Annotated in this window: 22 protein-coding genes; 11 read left to right on the top strand and 11 right to left on the bottom strand. The window is 70.7% G+C overall.

The window, feature by feature from the left end; all coding sequences use genetic code 11:
- Positions 1–37: 37 nt before the first annotated feature.
- A complete protein-coding gene (hutH, locus tag ACIP2X_RS15260; protein ID WP_401674443.1) occupies positions 38–1,576 on the top strand; it encodes a histidine ammonia-lyase in 1,539 nt (512 codons plus the stop codon).
- A 58-nt stretch (positions 1,577–1,634) separates the two neighbouring features.
- On the opposite strand, the gene ACIP2X_RS15265 is transcribed toward hutH, so the two are convergent.
- Positions 1,635–2,447 (bottom strand): hypothetical protein, encoded by an 813-nt coding sequence (locus ACIP2X_RS15265; RefSeq protein WP_401672524.1) that lies wholly within the window; start codon positions 2,445–2,447, stop codon positions 1,635–1,637.
- Between the two features lie 85 nt (positions 2,448–2,532).
- Positions 2,533–2,925: an LPXTG cell wall anchor domain-containing protein gene (locus ACIP2X_RS15270; RefSeq protein ID WP_401672526.1), complete on the bottom strand. Its 393-nt coding sequence runs from the start codon at positions 2,923–2,925 to the stop codon at positions 2,533–2,535.
- A gap of 109 nt (positions 2,926–3,034) precedes the next feature.
- Here ACIP2X_RS15270 and ACIP2X_RS15275 point away from each other — a divergent pair, with 109 nt between their 5' ends.
- The 5 genes from ACIP2X_RS15275 to ACIP2X_RS15295 all read left to right on the top strand — a co-directional run bounded on the left by ACIP2X_RS15275 (position 3,035) and on the right by ACIP2X_RS15295 (position 8,075).
- Entirely contained in the window at positions 3,035–3,379 is a 345-nt protein-coding gene (locus ACIP2X_RS15275) for a hypothetical protein (RefSeq protein WP_401672529.1), read from the top strand.
- 239 nt (positions 3,380–3,618) lie between these two features.
- On the top strand, positions 3,619–4,869 hold the full coding sequence (locus ACIP2X_RS15280) for an Ig-like domain-containing protein (protein WP_401672531.1): 1,251 nt from the start codon (positions 3,619–3,621) through the stop codon (positions 4,867–4,869).
- Between the two features lie 146 nt (positions 4,870–5,015).
- Entirely contained in the window at positions 5,016–6,461 is a 1,446-nt protein-coding gene (locus ACIP2X_RS15285) for an ABC transporter permease (RefSeq protein WP_401672533.1), read from the top strand.
- Positions 6,462–6,532: 71 nt separating this feature from the next.
- On the top strand, positions 6,533–7,231 hold the full coding sequence (locus tag ACIP2X_RS15290) for an ABC transporter ATP-binding protein (RefSeq protein WP_401672536.1): 699 nt from the start codon (positions 6,533–6,535) through the stop codon (positions 7,229–7,231).
- A 73-nt stretch (positions 7,232–7,304) separates the two neighbouring features.
- Entirely contained in the window at positions 7,305–8,075 is a 771-nt protein-coding gene (locus ACIP2X_RS15295; protein WP_401672538.1) for a group II truncated hemoglobin, read from the top strand.
- A gap of 14 nt (positions 8,076–8,089) precedes the next feature.
- Here ACIP2X_RS15295 and ACIP2X_RS15300 read toward each other — a convergent pair whose 3' ends face one another.
- A complete protein-coding gene (locus ACIP2X_RS15300; protein WP_401672540.1) occupies positions 8,090–8,473 on the bottom strand; it encodes a VOC family protein in 384 nt (127 codons plus the stop codon).
- 167 nt (positions 8,474–8,640) lie between these two features.
- Positions 8,641–9,681: an NAD(P)-dependent alcohol dehydrogenase gene (locus ACIP2X_RS15305; protein WP_401672542.1), complete on the bottom strand. Its 1,041-nt coding sequence runs from the start codon at positions 9,679–9,681 to the stop codon at positions 8,641–8,643.
- A gap of 170 nt (positions 9,682–9,851) precedes the next feature.
- Between ACIP2X_RS15305 and ACIP2X_RS15310 the strand changes: the two genes are divergently transcribed.
- Entirely contained in the window at positions 9,852–10,769 is a 918-nt protein-coding gene (locus tag ACIP2X_RS15310; protein ID WP_401672544.1) for a helix-turn-helix domain-containing protein, read from the top strand.
- Between the two features lie 72 nt (positions 10,770–10,841).
- A complete protein-coding gene (locus tag ACIP2X_RS15315) occupies positions 10,842–11,783 on the top strand; it encodes an NmrA/HSCARG family protein (RefSeq protein WP_401672547.1) in 942 nt (313 codons plus the stop codon).
- Positions 11,784–11,814: 31 nt separating this feature from the next.
- On the opposite strand, the gene ACIP2X_RS15320 is transcribed toward ACIP2X_RS15315, so the two are convergent.
- Positions 11,815–12,666, bottom strand: a complete 852-nt coding sequence (locus ACIP2X_RS15320; protein WP_401672550.1) for an SDR family NAD(P)-dependent oxidoreductase — start codon at positions 12,664–12,666, stop codon at positions 11,815–11,817.
- Between the two features lie 183 nt (positions 12,667–12,849).
- Here ACIP2X_RS15320 and ACIP2X_RS15325 point away from each other — a divergent pair, with 183 nt between their 5' ends.
- Positions 12,850–13,680, top strand: a complete 831-nt coding sequence (locus ACIP2X_RS15325) for an alpha/beta fold hydrolase (protein ID WP_401672552.1) — start codon at positions 12,850–12,852, stop codon at positions 13,678–13,680.
- 100 nt (positions 13,681–13,780) lie between these two features.
- Here ACIP2X_RS15325 and ACIP2X_RS15330 read toward each other — a convergent pair whose 3' ends face one another.
- On the bottom strand, positions 13,781–15,004 hold the full coding sequence (locus tag ACIP2X_RS15330; RefSeq protein ID WP_401672554.1) for an FG-GAP-like repeat-containing protein: 1,224 nt from the start codon (positions 15,002–15,004) through the stop codon (positions 13,781–13,783).
- A 243-nt stretch (positions 15,005–15,247) separates the two neighbouring features.
- On the opposite strand from ACIP2X_RS15330, the gene ACIP2X_RS15335 reads away from it, so the two are divergent.
- Complete coding sequence (locus tag ACIP2X_RS15335; protein WP_401672557.1) at positions 15,248–16,096, top strand: carbon-nitrogen family hydrolase; 849 nt, start codon at positions 15,248–15,250, stop codon at positions 16,094–16,096.
- 64 nt (positions 16,097–16,160) lie between these two features.
- Here ACIP2X_RS15335 and ACIP2X_RS15340 read toward each other — a convergent pair whose 3' ends face one another.
- The 5 genes from ACIP2X_RS15340 to ACIP2X_RS15360 all read right to left on the bottom strand — a co-directional run bounded on the left by ACIP2X_RS15340 (position 16,161) and on the right by ACIP2X_RS15360 (position 21,164).
- A complete protein-coding gene (locus ACIP2X_RS15340; RefSeq protein WP_401672559.1) occupies positions 16,161–17,651 on the bottom strand; it encodes an alpha/beta hydrolase in 1,491 nt (496 codons plus the stop codon).
- A gap of 184 nt (positions 17,652–17,835) precedes the next feature.
- Positions 17,836–18,429 carry a hypothetical protein gene (locus ACIP2X_RS15345; protein WP_401672561.1) on the bottom strand — a complete coding sequence of 198 codons (594 nt, stop codon included), beginning with the start codon at positions 18,427–18,429 and terminating at the stop codon, positions 17,836–17,838.
- On the bottom strand, positions 18,426–19,028 hold the full coding sequence (locus ACIP2X_RS15350) for a DUF4291 domain-containing protein (RefSeq protein WP_401672563.1): 603 nt from the start codon (positions 19,026–19,028) through the stop codon (positions 18,426–18,428). Before ACIP2X_RS15350 ends, ACIP2X_RS15345 begins: the two co-directional genes overlap by 4 nt.
- A 148-nt stretch (positions 19,029–19,176) precedes the next feature.
- Positions 19,177–19,890 carry a peptide-methionine (S)-S-oxide reductase MsrA gene (msrA, locus tag ACIP2X_RS15355; protein ID WP_401672565.1) on the bottom strand — a complete coding sequence of 238 codons (714 nt, stop codon included), beginning with the start codon at positions 19,888–19,890 and terminating at the stop codon, positions 19,177–19,179.
- Between the two features lie 155 nt (positions 19,891–20,045).
- A complete protein-coding gene (locus ACIP2X_RS15360; RefSeq protein WP_401672567.1) occupies positions 20,046–21,164 on the bottom strand; it encodes a hypothetical protein in 1,119 nt (372 codons plus the stop codon).
- 220 nt (positions 21,165–21,384) lie between these two features.
- On the opposite strand from ACIP2X_RS15360, the gene ACIP2X_RS15365 reads away from it, so the two are divergent.
- Complete coding sequence (locus tag ACIP2X_RS15365; protein ID WP_401672569.1) at positions 21,385–22,545, top strand: cystathionine gamma-synthase; 1,161 nt, start codon at positions 21,385–21,387, stop codon at positions 22,543–22,545.
- The last annotated feature ends 42 nt before the right edge of the window (positions 22,546–22,587 follow it).

A 22,587-nucleotide genomic window follows, 5' to 3' on the forward strand; every position in this document is an offset into this window, starting at 1 on the left:
ATCGCGGAATTCACTGCGTACGCTCCTGAATATGGATATGCACACTGTGGTGGTGGGGACGTCCGGTGTCACCGCGTCCGACGTCCTCGCCGTGGCGCGCGCCGGCGCCCGCGTCGAACTCTCCGGCGAGGCGGTGGCCGCCCTCACCGCGGCCCGCGGGATCGTGGACGCGCTCGCGGCCAAGCCCGACCCGGTCTACGGCGTCTCCACCGGCTTCGGCGCCCTGGCGACCCGGCACATCGGCCAGGAGCTGCGCACCCAGCTCCAGCGCAACATCGTCCGCTCGCACGCGGCCGGGATGGGCCCGGCCGTCGAGCGGGAGGTCGTCCGGGCGCTGATGTTCCTGCGGCTGAAGACCGTCTGCTCCGGGCACACCGGTGTGCGCCCCGAGGTCGCGCAGACCATGGCCGACGTGCTGAACGCCGGCATCACCCCCGTCGTGCACGAGTACGGCTCCCTCGGCTGCTCCGGCGACCTCGCGCCCCTGTCGCACTGCGCCCTCACCCTCATGGGCGAAGGGGACGCCGAGGGCCCCGACGGTGTCGTACGGCCCGCCGGCGAACTGCTGGCCGCACACGGCATCGCGCCCGTCGAACTGCGCGAGAAGGAGGGCCTCGCCCTCCTCAACGGCACCGACGGCATGCTCGGCATGCTGCTCATGGCCCTCGCCGACCTCGACACCCTCTACAAGTCCGCCGATGTCACCGCGGCCCTGTCCATGGAGGCCCTGCTCGGCACCGACAAGGTCCTCGCCCCCGAACTGCACGCGATCCGCCCGCACCCCGGTCAGGCCGACAGCGCCGCCAACATGCTGGCCGTGCTGAAGGGTTCCGGACTGACGGGCCATCACCAGGACGACGCGCCCCGCGTCCAGGACGCCTACTCCGTGCGCTGCGCGCCCCAGGTCGCCGGTGCCGGACGCGACACCCTCGCCCACGCCCGCCTCGTCGCCGACCGCGAACTCGCCGCCGCCGTCGACAACCCCGTCGTACTCCCCGACGGGCGGGTGGAGTCCAACGGCAACTTCCACGGCGCCCCGGTCGCCTACGTGCTGGACTTCCTCGCCATCGCCGCCGCCGACCTCGCCTCCATCGCCGAGCGGCGCACCGACCGGCTGCTGGACAAGAACCGCAGCCACGGGCTCCCGCCCTTCCTCGCCGACGACGCGGGGGTGGACAGCGGGCTGATGATCGCCCAGTACACGCAGGCCGCGCTGGTGAGCGAGATGAAGCGGCTCGCCGTACCGGCGTCCGCGGACTCGATCCCGTCCTCCGCGATGCAGGAGGACCACGTGTCGATGGGCTGGTCGGCGGCGCGCAAGCTGCGCACGGCCGTCGGCAATCTGGCCCGGGTCGTCGCGGTGGAGCTCTACGCCGCCACCCGCGCCGTCGAGCTGCGCGAGGGCCTGACCCCGGCGCCGGCCACCCGGGCCGTCATCGACGCCGCGCGGGCCGCCGGCGTGACCGGCCCCGGGCCGGATCGTTTCCTCGCCCCCGACCTGGCGGCGGCCGAGGCGTTCGTGCGGGACGGGCGGCTCGTCGAGGCGGTGCAGAAGGTCACCGGGCCGCTGCGGTAGCCCAGGCCCCGGAAGACGGCAGGGCCCCGGCGCACGTCCGCCGGGGCCCCGCGATGCGTTACTTGAGCTTGGCGGCCTGGGCCTGGACCACCGGGGCGGGGATCTCGTACGCCTTACCGGTCAGCAGCGCGCCCATGTTGATCGTGTAGTACGTCGTGAGCGTGCCGCCGTGACGCACCACCTCGGCGTGCACCGTGCCGGGCGCGTCCTGGCCCTCCATCTCGACGGACGCGGAGAACGCGACCGACTCGTCACCGGTGCCGGAGCCCTTCTCCGTGGCGACCTCGACCACCTTCTGGGCGGTGCCCTTGGTGGTGAGGGTGAAGCCGCCCGCGCAGGCGGTGATCGCGTCCGAGACGGACGTGAAGGTCGCCGCGGTGCCGTCACCTTCGTAGGAGGAGAGCCCGATAGCGGTCATGTCGATGCTCAGGGCGTCCGAGAACGCGTCCTCGAACTCGCCCTCCGTCATGTCCTCCATGGACTGGGAGGCCGTGTCGGTGGGCGACTTCTTCTGGGTCGCCATGGTGCGGGCGTCCCCGGCCGATTCGCCCGGCGCGAGACCGCTCATCGCGTAGGCGAGCGGCTCGCACTCCGCCTTGTCGACCTTCACCTCGCTCTTGGAGGCGGGGAGCTGGGCGTCGGGCGACTTGACCTCGTACCCGTCGACGTCGCCCTGGGCGATCAGCAGCTTCTGCAACTCGGCGGTGCCGAGGGCCTTCTGGGCCGGGGCGGCCGAGGAGTCCGAGCCCTTGGAGCCCTTGGAGTCCTTCGAGCCGTCCGAACCGCTGTCGGCGCAACCCGTGAGGAGGGCGAGCGAGAGCGCTCCCACGGCAACCGTGGCGCACCACCGCGCACCCGATGTTCTGTTCATGATCGGACTATGCGGCGCAGGTCAAGAGCGCGTCAAGCGAACTTTTCGCGCTTTTTGCGTGCGGCGCCCCCGACGTGGCGCCGCGTCAGAACCCGAGACGCTCACGGCGCACCGAGTACGCGACGAATCCGGCGCCCAGCGCGAGGCAGAGCGCGCCGCCGAGGACGTACGGGGTGCTGTCGAAGCTGCCGGTGTCGGCGAGCCGGGTCCCGCCGTCCACGGATATCGCGGACTCGGCCCCGCTCCCGGTCCCCGTCTCCGTCCGCGACCCGGTGCCGGTGTCCGCGTCGGCGGCCGAGCCCGGGTCCGAGGTGGTGGAGGTGTCCGTGGTCGTGGCCCTGGCCTGCGTCATCACCGCCACGGCCTGCTCTCTCAGCGGGCCGTCCGATGTCGCGTTGGCGGAGGGGACGAACCACAGGGCCCCCAGCAGGGTGCCCGCGGCGGTGGCGGTCAGCAACGGACGGCGAGCGGATGACACGGAATATCGATCCCCTTGTGACGCTGGCGAATTGGCCGTGTGGGCCGATGCTAGTGAAAGGCGCGGGTCGTGGGAAAGTCGCGGGGCCCCCTGGCCGTACGCTCCGGGCATGAGCACTCCAGAGACAGCAGGTTATGTACGGCTTCGGGTGGAACTCGTCCTCCAGATCGACGACGCGGAGGCCGTGACCCGGGCGGCGCGGCGCCGGATCTCCGAGGACGCCGATATGCCGGCCGAGGAGCGGGTACACGCCGAGAGCGCTGTGACGGAAGACACCGCGGAGGCGCTGGCGTATCTCGTGGACCCGTTCGACCTGGTCAGCGAGGTGCCCGGGATCGAGCTCCAGCAGGCCTCCTGGAGCAGCGAACAGGTGGACTACGACCCTGATTCGCCGGACTGGGACCTCGACGAGGATGATGTGGACGACGACGAAGAAGAACAGCGGGTCGGCTGACGCGGCTTGGGGAAATCGTGACCCCGGGCGGCAACCACCGCCCGGGGTTCGTTCGTCTCAAGGGGCGCACGCTTCGGCATCCGCACCAGGGGCCACAGGTCCCGCGGACGTGGTGTGGCCCACACATCGAAGGCATGTGGAACGGGACGAACCGGTCGTAGCGTTGGTATGGGTTGATGGGGACTCTGGACGGGGACTCTCGGGGTTCTGGGGATTCGGCAACGATGGAGAAGCGTGTGATGACGAACAGTAAGCGGCGCAGGGGCCTGTCGGCCGCGTCCGTACTGCTCGGTGGCGTGCTGGTGCTCTCGGCGTGTTCCAGCGGTGAAGAGGCCGCCGGCAGCGACGGCGGCACCGAGAGCTCGCAGTCCAAGGTCGACGAGGCGGCGGCGCAGAAGACCTCGGAGGCCCAGATCAAGATCACACCCAAGGACGGTTCGGCCAACGCCTCCATCAACAACTCGGCCGCCGTCACGGTGAGCAAGGGAACGCTCACCGAGGTGACGATGACGACCGCCGACGGCGGCGCCGTGGAGGGCGAGATCTCGGCCGACAAGACCAGCTGGAAGCCCAGCGTCCAGCTGGAGCGCTCCACGCGCTACAAGATCGCCGTGACCGCGGAGGACGCCAAGGGCCTGGAGGCCCACGAGAACGCCTCCTTCACCACGGTCTCCCCGGACAACAGCTTCATAGGCTCCTTCACGCCGGACGACGGCACCACCGTCGGCGTCGGCATGCCGGTCTCGATCAACTTCGACAAGGCGATCACCAACAAGGCGGACGTCCAGAAGGGCATCACCGTCACCACCAGCAGCGGCCAGGAGGTCGCCTGCCACTGGTTCAACGCGAACCGCATGGACTGCCGCCCCGAGGAGTACTGGCAGGAAGGCTCGACGGTCACGCTGAAGCTGGCGCTCGACGGCGTCGAGGGCGCCGAGGGCGTCTACGGCGTCCAGCAGAAGTCGGTCTCCTTCACCATCGGCCGCAACCAGGTCTCCTACGTCGACGCGCAGACCAAGCAGATGAAGGTCACGCAGGACGGCAAGGTCGTCAAGACCATCCCGATCTCCGCCGGCTCGCCCGAGAACACGACGTACGAGGGCCAGATGGTGATCTCCGAGAAGTTCAAGGAGACCCGGATGAACGGCGCGACGGTCGGCTTCACCGACGACGACGGCAAGGGCGAGTACGACATCAAGGACGTCCCGCACGCCATGCGGCTGTCGAGCTCCGGCACCTTCATCCACGGCAACTACTGGGGCGACGACTCCATCTTCGGCAGCGTCAACACCAGCCACGGCTGCGTCGGCCTGAACGACAGCAAGGGCGCGAACGACCCGAAGACCGAGGGCGCGTGGTTCTACGACAACTCGATCGTCGGTGACCTCGTGGTCGTCCAGAACACGGGCGACAAGACGATCGCGCCGGACAACGGCCTCAACGGCTGGAACATGAGCTGGGAGCAGTGGAAGGCCGGCTCCGCCGTCTGAGCCCCGCTCCGCGACACCCCCCGTACGACGAAGGCCGCCCGCCCCGGGCGGCCTTCGGTCTTTCCCGGCGTCGTCCCCGCCGCTTCTCATCCTTCTTTTATCGCCGCCTTATTCGACCATCACGGTGCGTCCCTAGCTTGCGGCACATGTTCTTCACCTACCTGAGGCGCGAACTGCGCCGCCGCAGAAGGGCGGCCCTCGTCGTCGCCTCCGGACTCGCGCTGGGCATCGCGTTGGTCATCGTCGTCACCTCCGTGTCGTCCGGCATGGGGCAGGCACAGGACAAGATCCTGCAGTCGCTGTACGGCCTCGGCACCGACATGACCGTCACCAAGGCCGCGGACCCCGCCGAGGAGGGGCAGGCGCAGGGGCCGCGGTTCCGGTTCGACGCGCGCGAGAGCGACTCCGGCGAGGAGCAGAGCAGCGACCGGGTCATGGTCCAGGGCTTCGAGACGCTGGCGAGCACCACCGTCGCGAAGGTCGGCTCGCAGGACGGCGTCTCGAACGCGGTCGGCGGCCTGAGCCTTCAGGTCCTCAAGGTCAGCGGCGAATTCACCCGGGGCCGGATCGAGCAGGGCGGCGGCGGTGCCGACGGCGGGCCCTCCGGTCAGCCCGGTGAGGGCCGGGTCCAGGGCGGCGGCGCCGACTTCGGCGTCAACAGCTACACCGTCTTCGGCACCGACGTCACCGAACCCGCGCTAGGTCCGCTGACCTCCTCGAAGATCACCAGCGGCCGGTCCTTCAAGGCCGCCGAGACCGACGCCGAGGTCGCCGTCGCCGACGCCTCCTACGCCAAGGAGAAGAAGCTGGCCGTCGGCGACACGGTCACGGTCAAGGGCGTCACCTACGAGGTCATCGGCATCGCCACCCCGGACAGCGGCGAGGCGGCGGCCGACCTCTACATCCCCCTCCAGCAGGCCCAGACCCTCGCCGACGCGGCGGACAAGGTCACCACGATCTACGTCGAGGCGACCGACTCCCAGCGGATCGACGCCGTCAAGTCGGAGATCCGCAAGAACATCCCGGGGACGACCGTGACGACCTCCGCCGACCTCGCGGACACCGTCTCCGGCTCCCTGTCCACCGCCTCCGACCTCGCCGGCAGCGTCGGCAAGTGGCTCTCGATCGTGGTGCTGGCGGCCGCGTTCCTGGTCGCCGGGCTGCTGACGTCCTCCGCGGTGTCCCGGCGGGTGCGCGAGTTCGGCACGCTGAAGGCCCTGGGCTGGCGGTCGGGGCGGGTGACCCGGCAGGTGGTGGGCGAGGCCGTCGTCACCGGGCTGGTCGGTGGTGCGCTCGGGATCGCGCTCGGCCTTGCGGGGGCGTACGTCGTCACCGCGGTCAGCCCGACCCTGCGGGCCGAACTCGGCGGCGGCGGGGGCGGACCGGCCGGCCCCGGCGGCGGCTTCGGCGGCGGCCCGGCGCGGCAGGCCGCGGCCCGCACCCTCGACGTCGTCCTCACGGCCCCCGTCAGCGTCGCGACCATCGCCCTCGCCGTCGGGCTGGCCGTGACCGGCGGGCTCGTCGCCGGCGCGTTCGGCGGGTGGCGCGCCTCGCGCCTGCGCCCGGCGGACGCCCTGCGGCGCGTGGAGTAGCCGCCCCCCGCGCCGCCCGGTCGCTGCGCACACCGGCCACCACCCCAACGCATCCCAGGAGTTGCACCACCATGTACGAACTCAAAGGCGTCACCAAGCACTACAGCCGGGGCAGGGACACCGTGCGCGCGCTGGACGGCGTGGACCTCGTCGTCGCCGACGGCGACCGGCTCGTCATCCAGGGCCCCACGGGCGGCGGCAAGTCGACGCTGCTGCAGATGCTCGGCGGACTGGACCGGCCCACCTCCGGGGAGGTCACCCTCGACGGCACCGACCTGGCCCGGCTGCCCGAGGCCCGGCTCACCCGGGTGCGCAGCGAGAGCATCGGCTTCGTCTTCCAGACCTTCAACCTCATCCCCACCCTCAGCGCCCAGGAGAACGTCGAGACGGCCCTCGTCCCCCTCGGCATCAAGGCCAGGGAGCGGCGCGAACGTGCCGCCGAGGCACTGGAGTCGGTGGGGCTCGGTGAGCGGCTCGGGCATCTGCCGGGGGAGCTGTCCGGCGGTCAGCAGCAGCGCGTGGCCATTGCGCGGGCGCTGGTGAAGCGGCCGAAGGTGCTGCTGGCCGACGAACCGACCGGCAACCTCGACGAGTCGACGCGCGACGAGATCATGGACGTGCTGGAACGGACGTGGAAGGAGCTGGGGCTGACCTTCGTCATGGTCACCCACGACTCCGCCCTCGCCCGCAAGGTCCCGCGGGTGGCCACGATCAGGAAGGGCCGGATCACGGTGCGGGAGAACACGGTGCGGGAGAACACCCACCCGTAGCGGCTCCCGGAGCCGTCGGCGAGCGCCCGCCGGAAGTCCTGCTTCCGGCGGGCTTTCGTGCTTCGGTGAGCACATGACTGCCCATACGGTCGAATACATCAGGTACCGCATCTCCGAGCAGCGGTCCGCGGAGTTCCTGGCCGCCTGGACCCGCGCCGCCGTCCACCTGGCCGAGGCCCCGCAGTGCGTCGACTACGAGCTGGCCCGCTGCGAGGAGGACTTCGAGCACTACGTCGTGCGCATCGTGTGGACCTCCACGGAGGACCACCTGGAAGGCTTTCGCACCTCGGAGAGCTTCCCCGACTTCCTCGCCGAGATCCGCCCCTACATCGGCGCCATCGACGAGATGCGCCACTACACGCCGACGACCGTCCGCGGCGCCGGGTCCGCGCTGCCCACCCTCTACGAGTGGGCCGGCGGCGCGGAGGCCTTCTCCCGGCTCACCGAGGCCTTCTACGCCAAGGTCGTCGAGGACGACGTCCTCGCCCCCGTCTTCGCGGACCTGCCGCCCGAGCACGCCGAACACGTCGCGCTGTGGTTCGCCGAGGTCTTCGGGGGCCCGCCCGGCTACTCCGGGACCCAGGGCGGCCACGGCCACATGGTCGCCAAGCACATGGGCCGCGGCTTCACCGAAACCCAGCGCCGCCGCTGGGTCGACCTCGTCCAGGACGCCGCGGACGAGGCGGGCCTGCCGACGGACGCGGAGTTCCGCTCGGCGTTCCTCGCGTACGTGGAGTGGGGCACGAGGCTGGCGGTCCACTTCTCGTCGGCGACGGCGACCGCGCCGGGGGAGCAGCCGGTGCCCCGGTGGGGGTGGGGGATGGCGCCGCCCCGTCGGGCGTGAGTCCCGCCCCGCCCTCAGCCGCCGCTGCCGTACGGGCGGGTGAGGATCTCCATGTTGTGGCCGTTCGGGTCCTCGAAGTACGTACCGCGGCCGCCGTCGTTGTGGTTGATCGTGCCGGGGCGGGAGTGGTGCGGGTCCGCCCAGTGGGTCAGGCCGTGGTCCTCGATGCGGGCGAAGATCGTGTCGAAGTCGGACTCCGAGACGAGGAACGCGTAGTGCTGGGGCGCGATGTCACCCGGCGTGTCCATGTAGTCCAGGGTGACGCCGTTCGGGATCTCGACCGGCATGAAGGGCCCGTACTGCGGGCTCACCTCCAGGCCGAGCAGGTCGGCCAGGAAACGGGCCGAGGACTCCTTGTCGTGGGCGGCGACGATGGTGTGGTTCAGCTGGACGGTCATCGGTGGCCTCCTCGGGTCTCCTGCGGGGCTCGCGCACTCGTCCCGTCTGCTCCTGTAACGCCCCCGCCGGGCCGGACTCTTCCGCGCGGGACGCCCGGGCCGGGCCCACAGCCGTCGGCGGCCCGGAAGCGCTCTGCCACCGGGCCGCCGACGAAGGGACGCAACGATCAGATCGTCGCGGTGTCGATCACGAACCGGTACCGGACGTCGCTCGCCAGCACCCGCTCGTACGCCTCGTTGATCTGGTCGGCGCTGATCACCTCGATCTCGGCACCGAGACCGTGCTCGGCGCAGAAGTCCAGCATCTCCTGGGTCTCCTGGATGCCGCCGATGCCCGACCCGGCGAGGGTCTTGCGGCCGCTGAGCAGCGAGAACAGGTTGAGCGAGACGGGCTCCTCGGGGGCGCCCACGTTCACCAGCGCGCCGTCGGTCCGCAGCAGCGCGAGGTACGCGCCGAAGTCGAGCGGGGCCGAGACCGTCGACACGATCAGGTCGAAGGTGCCCGCCAGCTCCTCGAAGGTCCTCGGGTCGGCGGTGGCGTAGTAGTGGTCGGCGCCCAGCTTCAGCCCGTCCTCCCTCTTGCGCAGCGACTGCGAGAGGACCGTCACCTCCGCACCGAGTGCGTGGGCGAGCTTGACGGCCATGTGACCGAGGCCGCCCATGCCGAGTACGGCGACCTTCTTGCCGGGGCCCGCGTTCCAGTGCCTGAGCGGGGAGTAGGTGGTGATGCCGGCGCACAGCAGCGGCGCGGCCTCGTCGAGGCCGATGCCCTCCGGGATGCCGACGACGTAGTTCTCGTCGACGACGATCTTCTGCGAGTAGCCGCCGTAGGTGGGCTGCCCGTCCTTGCCGACGCCGTTGTACGTCATCACGGCGCCCTTGGTGCAGTACTGCTCCAGGCCGGCCTTGCAGTTGTCGCACTCGCGGCAGGAGTCGACCATGCAGCCGACACCCACCCGGTCACCGACCGCGAACCTGGTCACGCCGCTGCCGGCCTCGGCGACGACGCCGGCGATCTCGTGGCCGGGGACCATCGGGAAGATGGCCTCGCCCCAGCCCTCGCGGGCCTGGTGGATGTCAGAGTGACAGATTCCGGCGTACTTGATGTCGATCAGGACATCGAACTCACCGACCTCCCGGCGCTCGATCGTGGTGCGCTCCAGCGGAGCCTTGGCGGTGGGGGCGGCGTACGCGGGGACAGTGGTCATACCGAGGGGTCTCCTTGGGAAGTGATCCGCCCGGCCGCTTTTTCTGCCGGGCACTCGTCCAGGCTGCGGCCCTGGGGCACATCCACCCAGGCCACGGCTTTGCGTACGTCCGCCGTGCCTACCTCTGACGAGGGCAGGTTCATCTGCGTACGACCGTGAATACTGGACGTATGGAAGAACAGCCCGCGCACGTGGACGAACCCGGCGGCGGCCTGGACCGGCGTGCCGAGCTCAGCGAGTTCCTGCGCAGCCGGCGGGCCCGGCTGAAGCCGGAGGACGTCGGGATGCCGGACTACGGGCGCCACCGCAGGGTCCCCGGGCTGCGCCGCGAGGAGCTGGCGCAGCTGGCCGGCGTGTCCGTGGCGTACTACACGCGGCTGGAGCAGGGCAACGGACGGAACGTGTCGGGAGAGGTGCTCGACGCGATCGCCCGGGCGCTGCGGCTCACCGACGCCGAGCACGCCCACCTCACCCACCTGGCCAGGCCCAAGCAGCACAAGAAGAAGCCGGCGGCGCGTACGCAGCATGTGCGGGGCGCGCTGTGGCAGCTGCTGGACACGTTCGAGAGCGTCCCGGCCTACATCGTCGGGCGCCGCTCGGACATCCTGGTCTGGAACCGGATGGCGGCCGCCGTCTTCGGCGACTGGGCGGAGATGCCCGCGCAGGAGAGGAACTGGGCGCGGCTCGTGTTCCTGAGGCCGGAGTACCGCGAGCTGTTCGTCGACTGGGACCAGAAGGCCTTCGACATGGTCGCCTTCCTGCGCATGGACGCCGGCTGCCACCCGGACGACCCGCGGCTGTCGGCCCTGGTCGGCGAGCTCTCCGTCAAGAGCTCGGAATTCCGGCGGCTGTGGGCCACCCACGACGTCAAGGAGAAGAGCTACGGGGTCAAGCGGATCCGCCACCCGCTCGTCGGTGACCTGGCCCTGTCCTTCGAGACCTTCCGCCTGGTCGACGACGCCGAGCAGTCCTTGATCACCTACCACGCGGAGCCGGGCACCCCGTCCGCGGAGGGCCTGCGCCTCCTCGCCAGCTGGGGCAGGGACGCGACCCGGGCCGGGACGGGGTCGTCGACGTCGTCGAACTGAGCCGGGCCCGGAGACCGAGCCGGGACCGGTGGACCGAGCCGGGACCGGTCGGAGCGAGTCGGAGAACCCACCATGAGCGACAAGAAGATCATCGCGGTCCTCGGAGCAACCGGCCGACAGGGAGGCGGCCTGGTCAGGGCGGTCGTGGACGACCCGGACGGGCCGTTCGCGGTCCGGGCGATCACTCGTCGCCCGGACTCCCGTGGCGCGCGGGACCTCGCCGGTCGAGGCGCTGACGTCGTGCAGGCGACGGTGGACGATCCCCAGGCGCTCCGTACGGCCTTCGCGGGGGCATACGGCGCCTACGTGGTGACCAACTTCTTCGAGTCCATGTCGGCGGAGGTCGAGAAGGCCCAGGCGGCGACCGCGGCACAAGCGGCCAAGGTCGCCGGCGTGGCGCACGTCATCTGGTCGACGCTGGAGGACACACGCCGGGCCCTGGCGGACACCGGGGTGCCGGCGCTGCAGGGCGACTACACCGTGCCGCACTTCGATGCCAAGAACGACGCCGACGAGTACTTCCGCGACCTCCGGGTCCCGACGACGTTCCTGCGTTCCACGTTCTACTGGGAGGCGTTCCTCGACGGCCTCGGTCCGCGCCGCGCCGACGACGGCACGCTGGAACTCACCCTGCCCATGGGGCGGAAGAGACTGGCGGGTATCGCCTCCGAGGACATCGGCCGCACCGCCTACGGCATCTTCCAGCGGGGCACGGAGACGATCGGCGAGACGGTGAGCATCGCGGGTGAGCACCTGACCGGGCAGCAATACGCCGAAGCATTCACCCGGGTGCTCGGAAGGACGGTGCACTACCGTCCGATGACCATCGAGCAATTCGGGAACCTGGGGGAACCCACCAGCCATGAGTTCGCCCACATGTTCCGCTTCTACCAGCTCGCCGAGGCCGAATTCGTGGGCGACCGGGATCTGAGCCGGGTGCGCGCCCTCAACCCCCGGCTTCAGTCCTTCGCGCAATGGCTCGACCGCCACCGCGACGCGTTCGGCGACAGCTGACGACCGTTGAGCGGTCCTCTCGGAACCAGGCTCATTCAGGGCCGAGCGCTGCGGCGATCCTTGCCCGCTGTTCCCGCATCGCCGAATACGGCTGTCCGATGGCGTGCCCACCATCGAGACGAAGCGTGTGGCCGTTCACATAGAACGCTTCGTCACTGGCCAGGTACACCGCGGCGGCGGCGACATCCTCCGTCGTCCCGGCCCGTGTGATGGGGCTGACTTCCTTCAGCAGCGGCGTGATTTTCGCCGCGACCGCCGCAAGCACCTCAGGATCTTCCGCTTCCTCGTCCGGATATCCCGCCACCCTGGCGAAAATCCCCGTGGTGACCCCGCTCACGCTGATGGTGTTCACGCGAACTCCGTACTGCCCCATCTCGGCTGCCGCCCATTCGCTCATGTGATGGAGCCCGGCTTTGGAAACCGAGTAGTCCAGGCCGGTGATGGCCGCTCTCATTCCCGCGATGCTGCCGATGTTGATGATGCTGCCCGCGCCCTGCTCCCGCATGTACGTGGCCGCGTACTTGATGCCGAACAGCGGACCGCAGACATTCACCTCGAAGACGCGCTTGAATGCGGCCGTGTCGATTTCCGTGACGGAGCAGATATTCGCCGGGGCCCCCGCATTGTTCACCAAGACGTCAATGCGTCCGAAGCGCTCCACCGTAGACCGGATCAGGTTTTCCACCGCCGCCTCGACCGCCACGTCGGCCCGTTGGAAGGTGGCGGCTTCCCCGAGTCGTTCGGCGATGGCGAGGCCGGCCTCCGAACGGCGACCGCAGAGGACGACCTGAGCACCCTCGTCCACGAATCTCCGAGCGACAGCGGCTCCGATTCCGCTCGTCGCACCGGTCACCACGGCGATTTTCCCGCTGAGCCTGCTCATTTTCTCTCCCCTTTCCGCACCCGGTAATCCATGGTCACCGGAAAGGCGTGGGGGCGCATCCTTCACGCCTGCCGCACTCAGGAGTAGGGGTAGCGGGGGTGTGGGACGCCGTCCCGGCTGACAGGCTCAACTCTGCGCCTGCTGCACGAGCGAAAAGATCGCTGATCGACACGGAGGGCAACCATGGGAACCGTGAAGACAAGTGACGGAGCGACCATCTTCTACAAGGACTGGGGTCCGGAGACCGCCCAGCCGATCGTGTTCCATCACGGCTGGCCCCTCAGCGCGGACGACTGGGACACCCAGATGCTGTTCTTCCTGTCGAAGGGGTACCGGGTCATCGCGCACGACCGGCGCGGCCACGGGCGGTCGAGCCAGACGTGGACCGGTAACGACATGGACACCTACGCCGCGGATGTGGCGGCGCTGACCGACGCGTTGGACCTTCGCGGCGCCTTCCACGTCGGGCACTCCACGGGTGGTGGCGAGGTCACACGCTACGTGGCACGTGCCAAGCCCGGTCGCGTGGCGAAAGCGGTGATCGCCTCGGCCATTCCGCCGGTCATGATCAAGTCCGCGTCCAATCCCGACGGTTCGCCCGTCGAGACCTTCGACGCGTTGCGCGCCGGACTGGAGGCGAACCGGGCGCAGTTCTACATGGACGTCGCATCCGGCCCGTTCTACGGATTCAACCGGACCGGTGCCAAGGTGTCGCAGGGACTCATCGAGAACTGGTTCCGGCAGGGAATGATGGGCGGAGCGAACGCGCACTACGAGTGCATCAGGGTCTTCTCCGAGACGGACTTCACCGAGGACCTCCAGAAAATCGACGTACCGGTCCTGGTCATGCACGGCACGGACGACCAGGTCGTACCGTACGCGGATTCCGCGCCCCTGTCGGTCAAGCTTTTGGAAAAGGGCACCCTCATGACATACGAAGGTTTCCCGCACGGCATGATTTCGACCGAGGCCGAAATCCTCAACAGGGATATGTTGGAATTCCTCCAGTCGTGACGCCGGTCGGCTTCGGTCGACTGCCTCCGAGGACGGCCGCCCGCTCCGCGCATGCCCAGGCAGGCGCGGAGCGGGCGGACCGGACAGGTGATCCCGCCCTCTAGTAGATGCCGTTCAGGCCCCACCACTCGCCGTCGGTCCGCCGGCCGGACAGCAGGCCGCCGGTGTCCCGGCCCCGGTAGGTGACCAGCCAGCCCAGGTGGCCCGGGTAGCCGTCGATCACGTACTTCTCGTTGGTCACCGTGGCGAGGTCGGGCCGGCCGTCGCCGGAGAAGTCGCCCACCGAGAAGAGGTTCGCCATGGCGTTCCAGCCGCCGGAGCCGATGAGCTTGCGGGCGCCGAGGCGGGCGGTGGAGGTGCCCGGGTACAGCCACAGCTTGCCCGTGGACGCCTCCCGCGCGTACAGGTCCGGACGGCCGTCACCGGTCACGTCACCCATGCCGACCAGGGCGTTCATGCTGTTCCAGCCGCCGGAGCCGATGAGCTTGCGGGCGCCGAGGCGGGCGGTGGAGGTGCCCGGGTACAGCCACAGCCTGCCCGTGGCCTTCTCGACCGCGACCAGGTCGGAGCGCTTGTCGCCGGTCAGGTCGCCGAAGGCGGTGACGCGGGTCATGGAGTTCCAGCCGCCCGAGCCGAGCAGCTTGCGGGCGCCGAGCGAGCCGGTGCCGGTGCCCGGGTAGAGCCACAGCTTGCCGGTGGACGCCTCCCGTGCGAGGACGTCCTCCCGGCCGTCACCGCTGAAGTCGCCGTGCCGGGTCAGGGCGTTCATGCTGTTCCAGCCGCCCGCTCCGACGAGCCTGCCGGTGCCGTTGCCCGGCGTGAACCACAGCCGTCCGGCCTCGTCGCGGGCGATCACGTCGGCCTTGCGGTCGCCGTTCATGTCCCCGAAGCCCAGGGCCTTGGGGGAGGTCTCGGAGTACCAGCGCGGGTAGGCGGTCCGGCTGCACTCCCGCTCGGTGCGGACGAACTTGATCGAGCTGGTGGTCGCGGTCGGGCCGCTGCTCCACTCACCCGGCGTGTTCGGCTCCTGCGCCCAGTAGCCGCCCCACGGCGAGTAGTCCTTGTCCTCGTAGACGCAGGCGATCGACGTCGTGCGGTTGACGTGCGAGTGGATCTTGTTGTCCCAGCTGCCCAGGTCGGCGACGCTCTTGTTCGTCTTCCACATCGTGCCGGTGGTGCTCTGGCCGCTCCACCCGCAGAAGTAGCCCGTCGGGCAGTCGTACGAGTCGGCGGCCGCAGGAGCGGCGTTCGCGGCGGCCAGGCCGGTGCCGGCGAGCGCGAGGCCCACGAGTGTGGCCACGCCCCGCTTGAAACGGTTCTGCATATGCGGTTGTCCCCTCCCAGGTGACGCGCGCCGGATCCTCGTCCCGTCAGCCCGCCGATACTCCGGGCGGTCGCCGCGGGTCCCCGAGGTGGCGGCCGGCGCATGCGAGGTGATCGTAAGGCAACGGCGGGTTCCTGCGTACCGCCGGTGCGCGACCGTCGTCGGGCCGCCTGACCGGCCGACACGGCGGGCCGGGGCCACCATGGGAACAGGGGGCTCGGTCCACGTCGGGAAGTGACTGCCATGCGTGCCTCGCTGATACAGCTGTCCGTCGACGCGTCGGACACGGCCGACGAGCGCCGCCGCAGAGCGGCCTCGCTGGTCCGGGACAGGGCGGGAGACGATCTCGTGGTCCTGCCGGAGCTCTGGGCCGCCGGGGCCTGGTCGTACGACGGCTGGGACCGCGACGCCGAGGCGCTCGACGGGCCGACGGCCGAGGCCATGTCCGCCGCCGCCCGGGGGGCCGGGGTGTGGCTCCACGCCGGGTCGCTCGTCGAGCGGGACCGGGACGGGACGCTGTACAACACCGCGCTCCTCTTCGACCCGGCCGGTGACCTGCGCGGCCACTACCGCAAGATCCACCGGTACGGCTTCGACACCGGCGAGGCGACCCTGATGGGAGGGGGCCACGACATCGTCACCGTGCCCACCGACTTCGGGGTGGTCGGGCTCGCCGTCTGCTACGACCTGCGCTTCCCCGAACTCTTCCGGGGACTGCTCGACGCGGGCGCCGAGCTGATCGTCGTACCTGCCGCATGGCCCGCGGCACGGCTCGGCCACTGGCGGCTCCTCACCCGCACCAGGGCGTTGGAGGAGCAGGTGTTCCTGCTGGCCTGCTGTGCGACGGGCACGCACGGCGGGATGCGGCAGGCCGGACACAGCGTCGTCGCCGACCCGTGGGGCACGGTCCTGCGCGAGGCGGGACCCGACGCGGAGACGGTGACGGTCGACTGCGACATGACCGAGGTGAGCCGCATCCGCACCGAACTCCCCGTCCTGCGCGACCGCGTCCTGTCCGTCGAGGCCCCGGAAGGGCACCGGGTCAGGTGGCACGCCGTGACGGGGAGTGCGGCGGGCGGAGCGGTGCGGTGACCGCGGGCCGTGCCGCGACACGGCCCGCCGAACGGCCGCCCGAGCCAACCGGCAGCCGGCCGGCTCACTCGCAGTACAGGTCCTTCACCGGCCGCTTCCCGGTCGCGAGATACCGCGACACGACCGCGTCCCCGCACGCGTTGCCGTTCCCCAGGTACGCGTCATGCCCGGTCGAGTCCATCGTCACCATCACGGCCCGCCGCCCGTAGGCCTCGCGCAGCTTCAGCGCACCGATCAACGGCGTGGCCACGTCCCGCTCGTTCTGGATCATCAGCACGTTGGACGGCCCCCGGTCCGTCACCCGCAGCGGTGCCTCCCGCGGCTGCCACGGCCACGCGGTGCACGGCAGGGCGTTGCGCGGCATGCCCGCGGTGAGCGGATACTTCGCCCGGCTCTCGGCGACACCCTTCTCGTACACCGACGCCGACCTGGGCCAGGCGGCGTCGTTGCAGATCGTCGCCGCACCGACCGCCAGGTAGTTCTGGAGCGCCGGCTCCGGCGGCCTCGGCGGAGCGGCCGGCAGCGTGCCGCTCTCGGCGGCCAGCATCAGCTTCGCCAGCACCGGGTAGTCGTCCGGGTCGTAGAGGCTGTTCAGCATGGCCTGGCGCAGCACGTTGCCGTTCAGCTCCGCCGGGTTGGCACCGGGCCAGGGGATCGGCTCGCGGTCCAGCCGGGCGGCGAGGGCGAGGAAGCGGGAGCGCACCCGGGCCGGGGTGCCCGCGACGCGGTCCGGATTGCCGGGCCTGGAGGCCCACGTGGCGAACTCGGGGAAGTTGTCCTCGACGCCCACCTCGAACGCGCGCAGCCAGGCGCGCTCGGCGTGCACGGGGTCGGGGTTGTCACTGCTGTCCAGCACGATGCGGTCGGTGCGCCGCGGGAACAGCTCGGTGTAGGCGGCGCCGACGTAGGTGCCGTAGGAGACGCCCCAGACGGACAGCTTGCGCTCGCCGAGGGCGGCCCGGACGCTGTCGACGTCCCGCGCGTTGTTGAGGGTGGTGATGTGCCGCATCAGGTCGCCGCCGTTGCGGGCGCAGGCGTCTCCCAGGCGCCGGCCCATGGCCATGTTCCCGGTGACGGAGCCGTCGGGGGCGGGCCAGGGCAGCATGCTCGTCACGGACAGGTCGCCGGAGCCGACCTCGCAACTGACCGGCGTGGACGGCGCGTTGCCGCGCGGCGCGAACCCGACCAGGTCGTAGGCGTCCCGCACCTCCCGCGGCATCAGTTTTCCCTTGTCGGAGGGATGGGCGAGGCTGTCCCCGCCCGGCCCGCCGGGGATCATGAGCAGCACGCCCCGGCGGGCGGGGCTCTGGCTGCGGATCCGGGAGACGGCGATGTCGATCTTCGGGCCGCCGGGGTCGGCATGGTCCATCGGCACGGACACGGTCGCACACTCCTGGCGCGGGTCGAGTCCGGTCCCCTCGCAGTCGGTCCACTTCAGGGGCGGGGGCGGGGGCGCGGGCGCGCCGGTGGCGGACGCGGTGAGCGGGGTGACGAGCCCGAAGACGACTCCGGAGGCGGCGGCGATCAGGGCGACACTCTTCGTGATCTGCTTCATGCACAGCAGCCTGATGGACAGTGACGGAGCGTCACATCCAGCCAACTCCCGAATCGGCCCGGGGGAATACCCCCGGCCCTCCTTACGCGGAACCCGACCCGGCATCACGAAGCCCGACCGCGGCATCACGAGGGCCCGGCGGCTACCGCGACGTGGCTTGCCGGTCGTCGCTCCCGGATCCGTTTCAGAGGCCGGCGGGGTTTCGAGGCAGCCAGTCCTGGTGGCTGTCACGCAGTCGGTCGCGTTCCGCCGAACTCGTCGCGATGACGTCTGCGCCGCCGTCGTACGGATGGTGGATGCGGCCGAGTCCGCTGTCGGTGATGATCACTCCAGCGAGTACGTCGTCTGCCACTTGACGGAGGATGTCGTCGACCGTGCCTGGCCGCCAGGGGCGAAGGTCGGCGTAGAGGTGCGTGTAGCTGTGGAGTTCGGGGTCGGGATCGTCGTCGTACGCGAGCGTCGTCCATCGGGCGCCTTGGGGGTGCACCTCGTGCCGCTGCGGCGGGAGTTCCGGTCCGGCCGGTTCCCAGGACCAGGCCACGGTGACGACGTAGACGTCGGTGCCCGCGAAGAGTTCGTCCAGGACCGTGTTGTACCGGTGGAGGACGACGGCGTACTCGTCCTCGGTCTCCGGGTAGCGCTTCGAGCCCGGCAGGCTGTGGAAGCGCACCCAACGGTCGCCGTAGGCAGTGCGTAGTTCGTGGGCGACGGGAGGCCCTTTCGGATACCGGCGCTGCCACAGTTCGGACAGGTGGTCCCGGTCGAGGCTGCCGCTCATCCCTCAGCCGGCAGCAGGTGGGCCAGAAGCTCGCCCTCGGCGGGATAGGCGCGTTCCTGGGGCAGCAGGCGGGTGGCGGAGTCCAGGTCACCACGGCGGACGTGGGCGTGTATCTCGTGGGCGAGCGGGGTCACGTCGCGGATGGCGACCGTCCATTCGTCCGCATAGCGTCGTACGGCCTCACCGGAGAGGCCGAGTTGCAGGGACCGGTACGGCAGCGGCTGTAGGTGCAGGTCCCGCTCCGGGTCCCACTGCACGCGGGCGGGCGCGCGCTTCAACTGACGCTGCCATGTCGCTCGATCGGGGTGCACCCCGCGCACATAGCTCGAAAGACACGCGTGGCGCAGCGCCCATTCGAAGCCGTCACGGTCGATCTCGACGGCGAGCACGGTCTCCTGCCCTTCCTTGGCTCCCCAGCCGCAGCGGTACATCATCCACAGGAACGACGGCTTGATCCAGGTCATCCTGTCCCGCTTCCACGCGGAGGGGAAACGGCCCTCGCGGACGGCGGGCAGGCCGATCTCCGGGGAGTAGGCCTGGTAGACGGTGATCGTGGACTCGGCAAAGGCCGCACGGACCCCGCGTTGCGGTGCTTCCATGGCGTACAGCGTGGGGTCGGCCGGATCGGGCGGCCACTGATTTCGACCGCCGTTCCGTTGTTCAGCGCCAGGGAGGAGGGCGCGCCGCTGCACCGCGTGCTTGGCGGTGGCACGGCCGCCCTCCTCGGAACACCTGGGCGCACGCCGGCTACTGGTCCGCGGCCTCCGGTGCCGGAGCGATACCCGTCGGGCAGGACGCGCCCCAGTTCGTCTCGAACGGGGTGCTCAGCTTGACGCCGGTACCGCCGATTCCGCAGTAGCCCGCAGGGTTCTTGTCGAGGTACTGCTGGTGATAGCCCTCGGCCGGGTAGAAGGTGCGGGTGTCGGCCGGGAGGATTTCCGTGGTGATGCGGCCGTAGCCCGAGCCGGTCAGGACCTTCTGGTACGCCTCGCGGGACGCCTGCGCGGTCGCGGCCTGCTCGGGGGTGTGGGTGTAGATCGCCGAGCGGTACTGCGTGCCGACGTCGTTGCCCTGGCGGAAGCCCTGCGTCGGGTCGTGCGCCTCCCAGAAGGTCTTCAGGAGGCGGTCGTACGAGATCACGTCCGGGTCGTAGACCACGCGGACGGCCTCGGTGTGGCCGGTCAGGCCGGAGCAGACCTCTTCGTAGGTGGGGTTCTCGGTGTGGCCGCCCTGGTAGCCGACGAGGGTCGTCCAGACCCCTGCGGGCAGCTGCCAGAACTTGCGCTCGGCGCCCCAGAAACAGCCGAGACCGAAGTCGGCGATCTCCAGGCCCGCGGGGTAGGGGCCGCGCAGCGGGTTGCCGAGGACGGTGTGGCGCTCGGGGACGGTGAAGGCGGGCTCCGCGCGGCCCTGCAGCGCCTGCTCGGGGGTGGGCAGGGTGGGCGTACGGCGGAACAGCATGGGGGCTCCTTCTGCCGGGGTGCGTACGGGGACGCCTCGCCGGCGCCATCAGGCGTCGGGACGGGGCGGTGTTTTGTTGAACGTTCGAACACCGCCCCGCATTCCGCAGGCGGGCGGGCCGCCGGCCCCGCCCGTCGCCCGCCCGGTGTCGCTGATCAGCGCAGCAGCGTCGCCGGGCTGCCGCCGTTCGCCTCGTAGCCCGCGACCGCCAGCGCCCGGTACACCGCGAACTCGGCGGCCGGGTCGGACGACAGCGTCCACGGCAGGGCGCCGACGTGGCCGTCGATGTGTATCAGCTGGCTCATGGCCTCCGCCCAGCGCTCCGAGCGGACCAGGAAGAGGACCAGCAGATGCCGCACGTGCGCCAGCATCGGGTCGTCGGCGTGAGCCGAGTGGACCGCGTGGAGGGCGCCGTGGATCGCCTTGGTCACGACCTCGCTCTGGTAAAACCCGGCGACCAGGTTGACCTCGGGGAGGTGCTCGAACACCGAGAACAGCGGCATCGCCGCGAGCAGCGAGCCATGCGGGGCACGGGCGGCCGCCGCCTCCGCGAACTGAGTGGCCAGCTCCCGCGACCCGTGCCACTTCTCGCACCAGTAGTGCAGGGCGGCCAGGTGCGCGCCCATGTGGTGGGGTGCGCGGTCCAGGATCTTCAGCCAGAGCTGCTCGAACTCCGCGCGCGGGTAGCCGAGGCCACGGGCCACCGACAGCTCGATGATGTAGGGAATCGGGTCACCGGGGGCGAGCAGGGCCGCGTCGCCGCATGCCGTCTTCGCCTCCTCCATGATGATCCGGAAGTCGTCCGTGCCCGGTGTCGCCGTCCGCCAGGCCTGCTGGACCAGGAATTCGGCGTGTACGGCCGCGCCGCCCGCGTCCTTGGGTGCTTCCGCCCGCCAGACGCGCAGCCACTGGCCGCCCGGCGACTCGCTGACGCCGCCCGGCCGCTGCTGGAGCTCCAGGGAGGCGGCACCCGCGAAGGCCTGCACACGCTGCCAGCGCAGCTCGCCCTGCGCCTCCGTCCCGGCGAGGAGCTGTGCGGCGGCCCGGTGGTCCTGCGTGCGCTGCACCAGGTCCAGCACGTCCACCAGGTCCTGGTCGGGTCCGGGCATGCGGATGTCGAGCTCCTCCTGGAGGACGAACCCGTAGTTCGCGGGGTCCGCCGCGTCCGGGTGGCCCGGCTTGACCAGCTCTATCCCCCTGCGCCTGCGCAGCATGACGGGACCCAGCACGAAGCCGATCATGAGCAGGGCGAACAGGACCCAGAGAATTTCCATGTCTCAAGCGAACCAGACGCCGCCGACAATTGGCCAACCCCCTCGGCAGCCTGTGGAAAACTTCCGGGCGAGCGGTGCGCCCGGCGCCCGGACAGGGCTCGGGCGGGGCTCGGACGGGCCCGGGAACAGCGGCCGAGCGGCGCCCGGGCGACTCGCGCGGCACGGAAAGAGGCGGGCGCGCCCTGCGCCACCCCCTGTCGAGCGCCTACGCTCGGTTCCCATGAGCGACAGGCACATCAGTCAGCACTTCGAAACGCTCGCCATCCACGCGGGCAACACGGCGGACCCCGTCACCGGCGCGGTCGTCCCGCCGATCTACCAGGTGTCCACCTACAAACAGGACGGGGTGGGCGGCCTGCGCGGCGGCTACGAGTACAGCCGCAGCGCCAACCCGACCAGGACAGCCCTGGAGGAGAACCTCGCCGCCCTGGAAGGCGGCCGCCGCGGGCTCGCGTTCGCGTCCGGGCTGGCGGCCGAGGACTGCCTGTTGCGTACGCTCCTGAGCCCCGGCGACCACGTGGTGATCCCCGACGACGCCTACGGCGGTACGTTCCGGCTGTTCGCGAAGGTCGTCGCCCGCTGGGGCGTGGAGTGGTCGGTCGCCGACACCAGCGACCCCGCCTCCGTGCGGGCCGCCCTCACACCGAAGACCAAGATCGTGTGGGTGGAGACCCCCTCGAACCCGCTGCTCGGCATCACCGACATCGCGGTCGTCGCCCAGATCGCCCGGGACGCCGGCGCCCGCCTCGTCGTCGACAACACCTTCGCCACGCCGTACCTCCAGCAGCCGCTGGCGCTCGGCGCGGACGTCGTCGTGCACTCCCTGACCAAGTACATGGGCGGCCACTCGGACGTCGTGGGCGGCGCGCTGGTCGTCGGTGACGCGGCGCTCGGCGAGGAGCTGGCGTTCCACCAGAACGCGATGGGCGCGGTCGCCGGGCCCTTCGACTCGTGGCTGGTGCTGCGCGGCACCAAGACCCTCTCCGTGCGCATGGACCGGCACAGCGAGAACGCCGCCAAGGTCGTCGACATGCTCACCCGGCACCCGCGCGTGACGCGCGTGCTCTACCCGGGGCTGCCCGACCACCCCGGCCACGAGATCGCCGCCAAGCAGATGCGGTCGTTCGGCGGCATGGTCTCCTTCCTGGTCGAGGGCGGCGAGGAGGCGGCGGTCGAGGTCTGCAACCGCGCCCAGGTGTTCACCCTCGGCGAGTCCCTCGGCGGCGTCGAGTCGCTGATCGAGCACCCGGGTCGTATGACGCACGCCTCGGTGGCCGGCTCGGCCCTGGAGGTCCCGGGCGCCCTGGTGCGCCTGTCGGTGGGCATCGAGAACGTCGATGACCTGCTGGAGGACCTGCAGCAGGCGCTCGGCCGGTCCTGACGGCAAGGGCCTGCCGTGCGGATCACGCCGCGGACGCGACAG

It is taken from the genome of Streptomyces sp. NPDC089424 (assembly GCF_044749345.1).
In the GTDB taxonomy this organism is placed as follows: domain Bacteria; phylum Actinomycetota; class Actinomycetes; order Streptomycetales; family Streptomycetaceae; genus Streptomyces.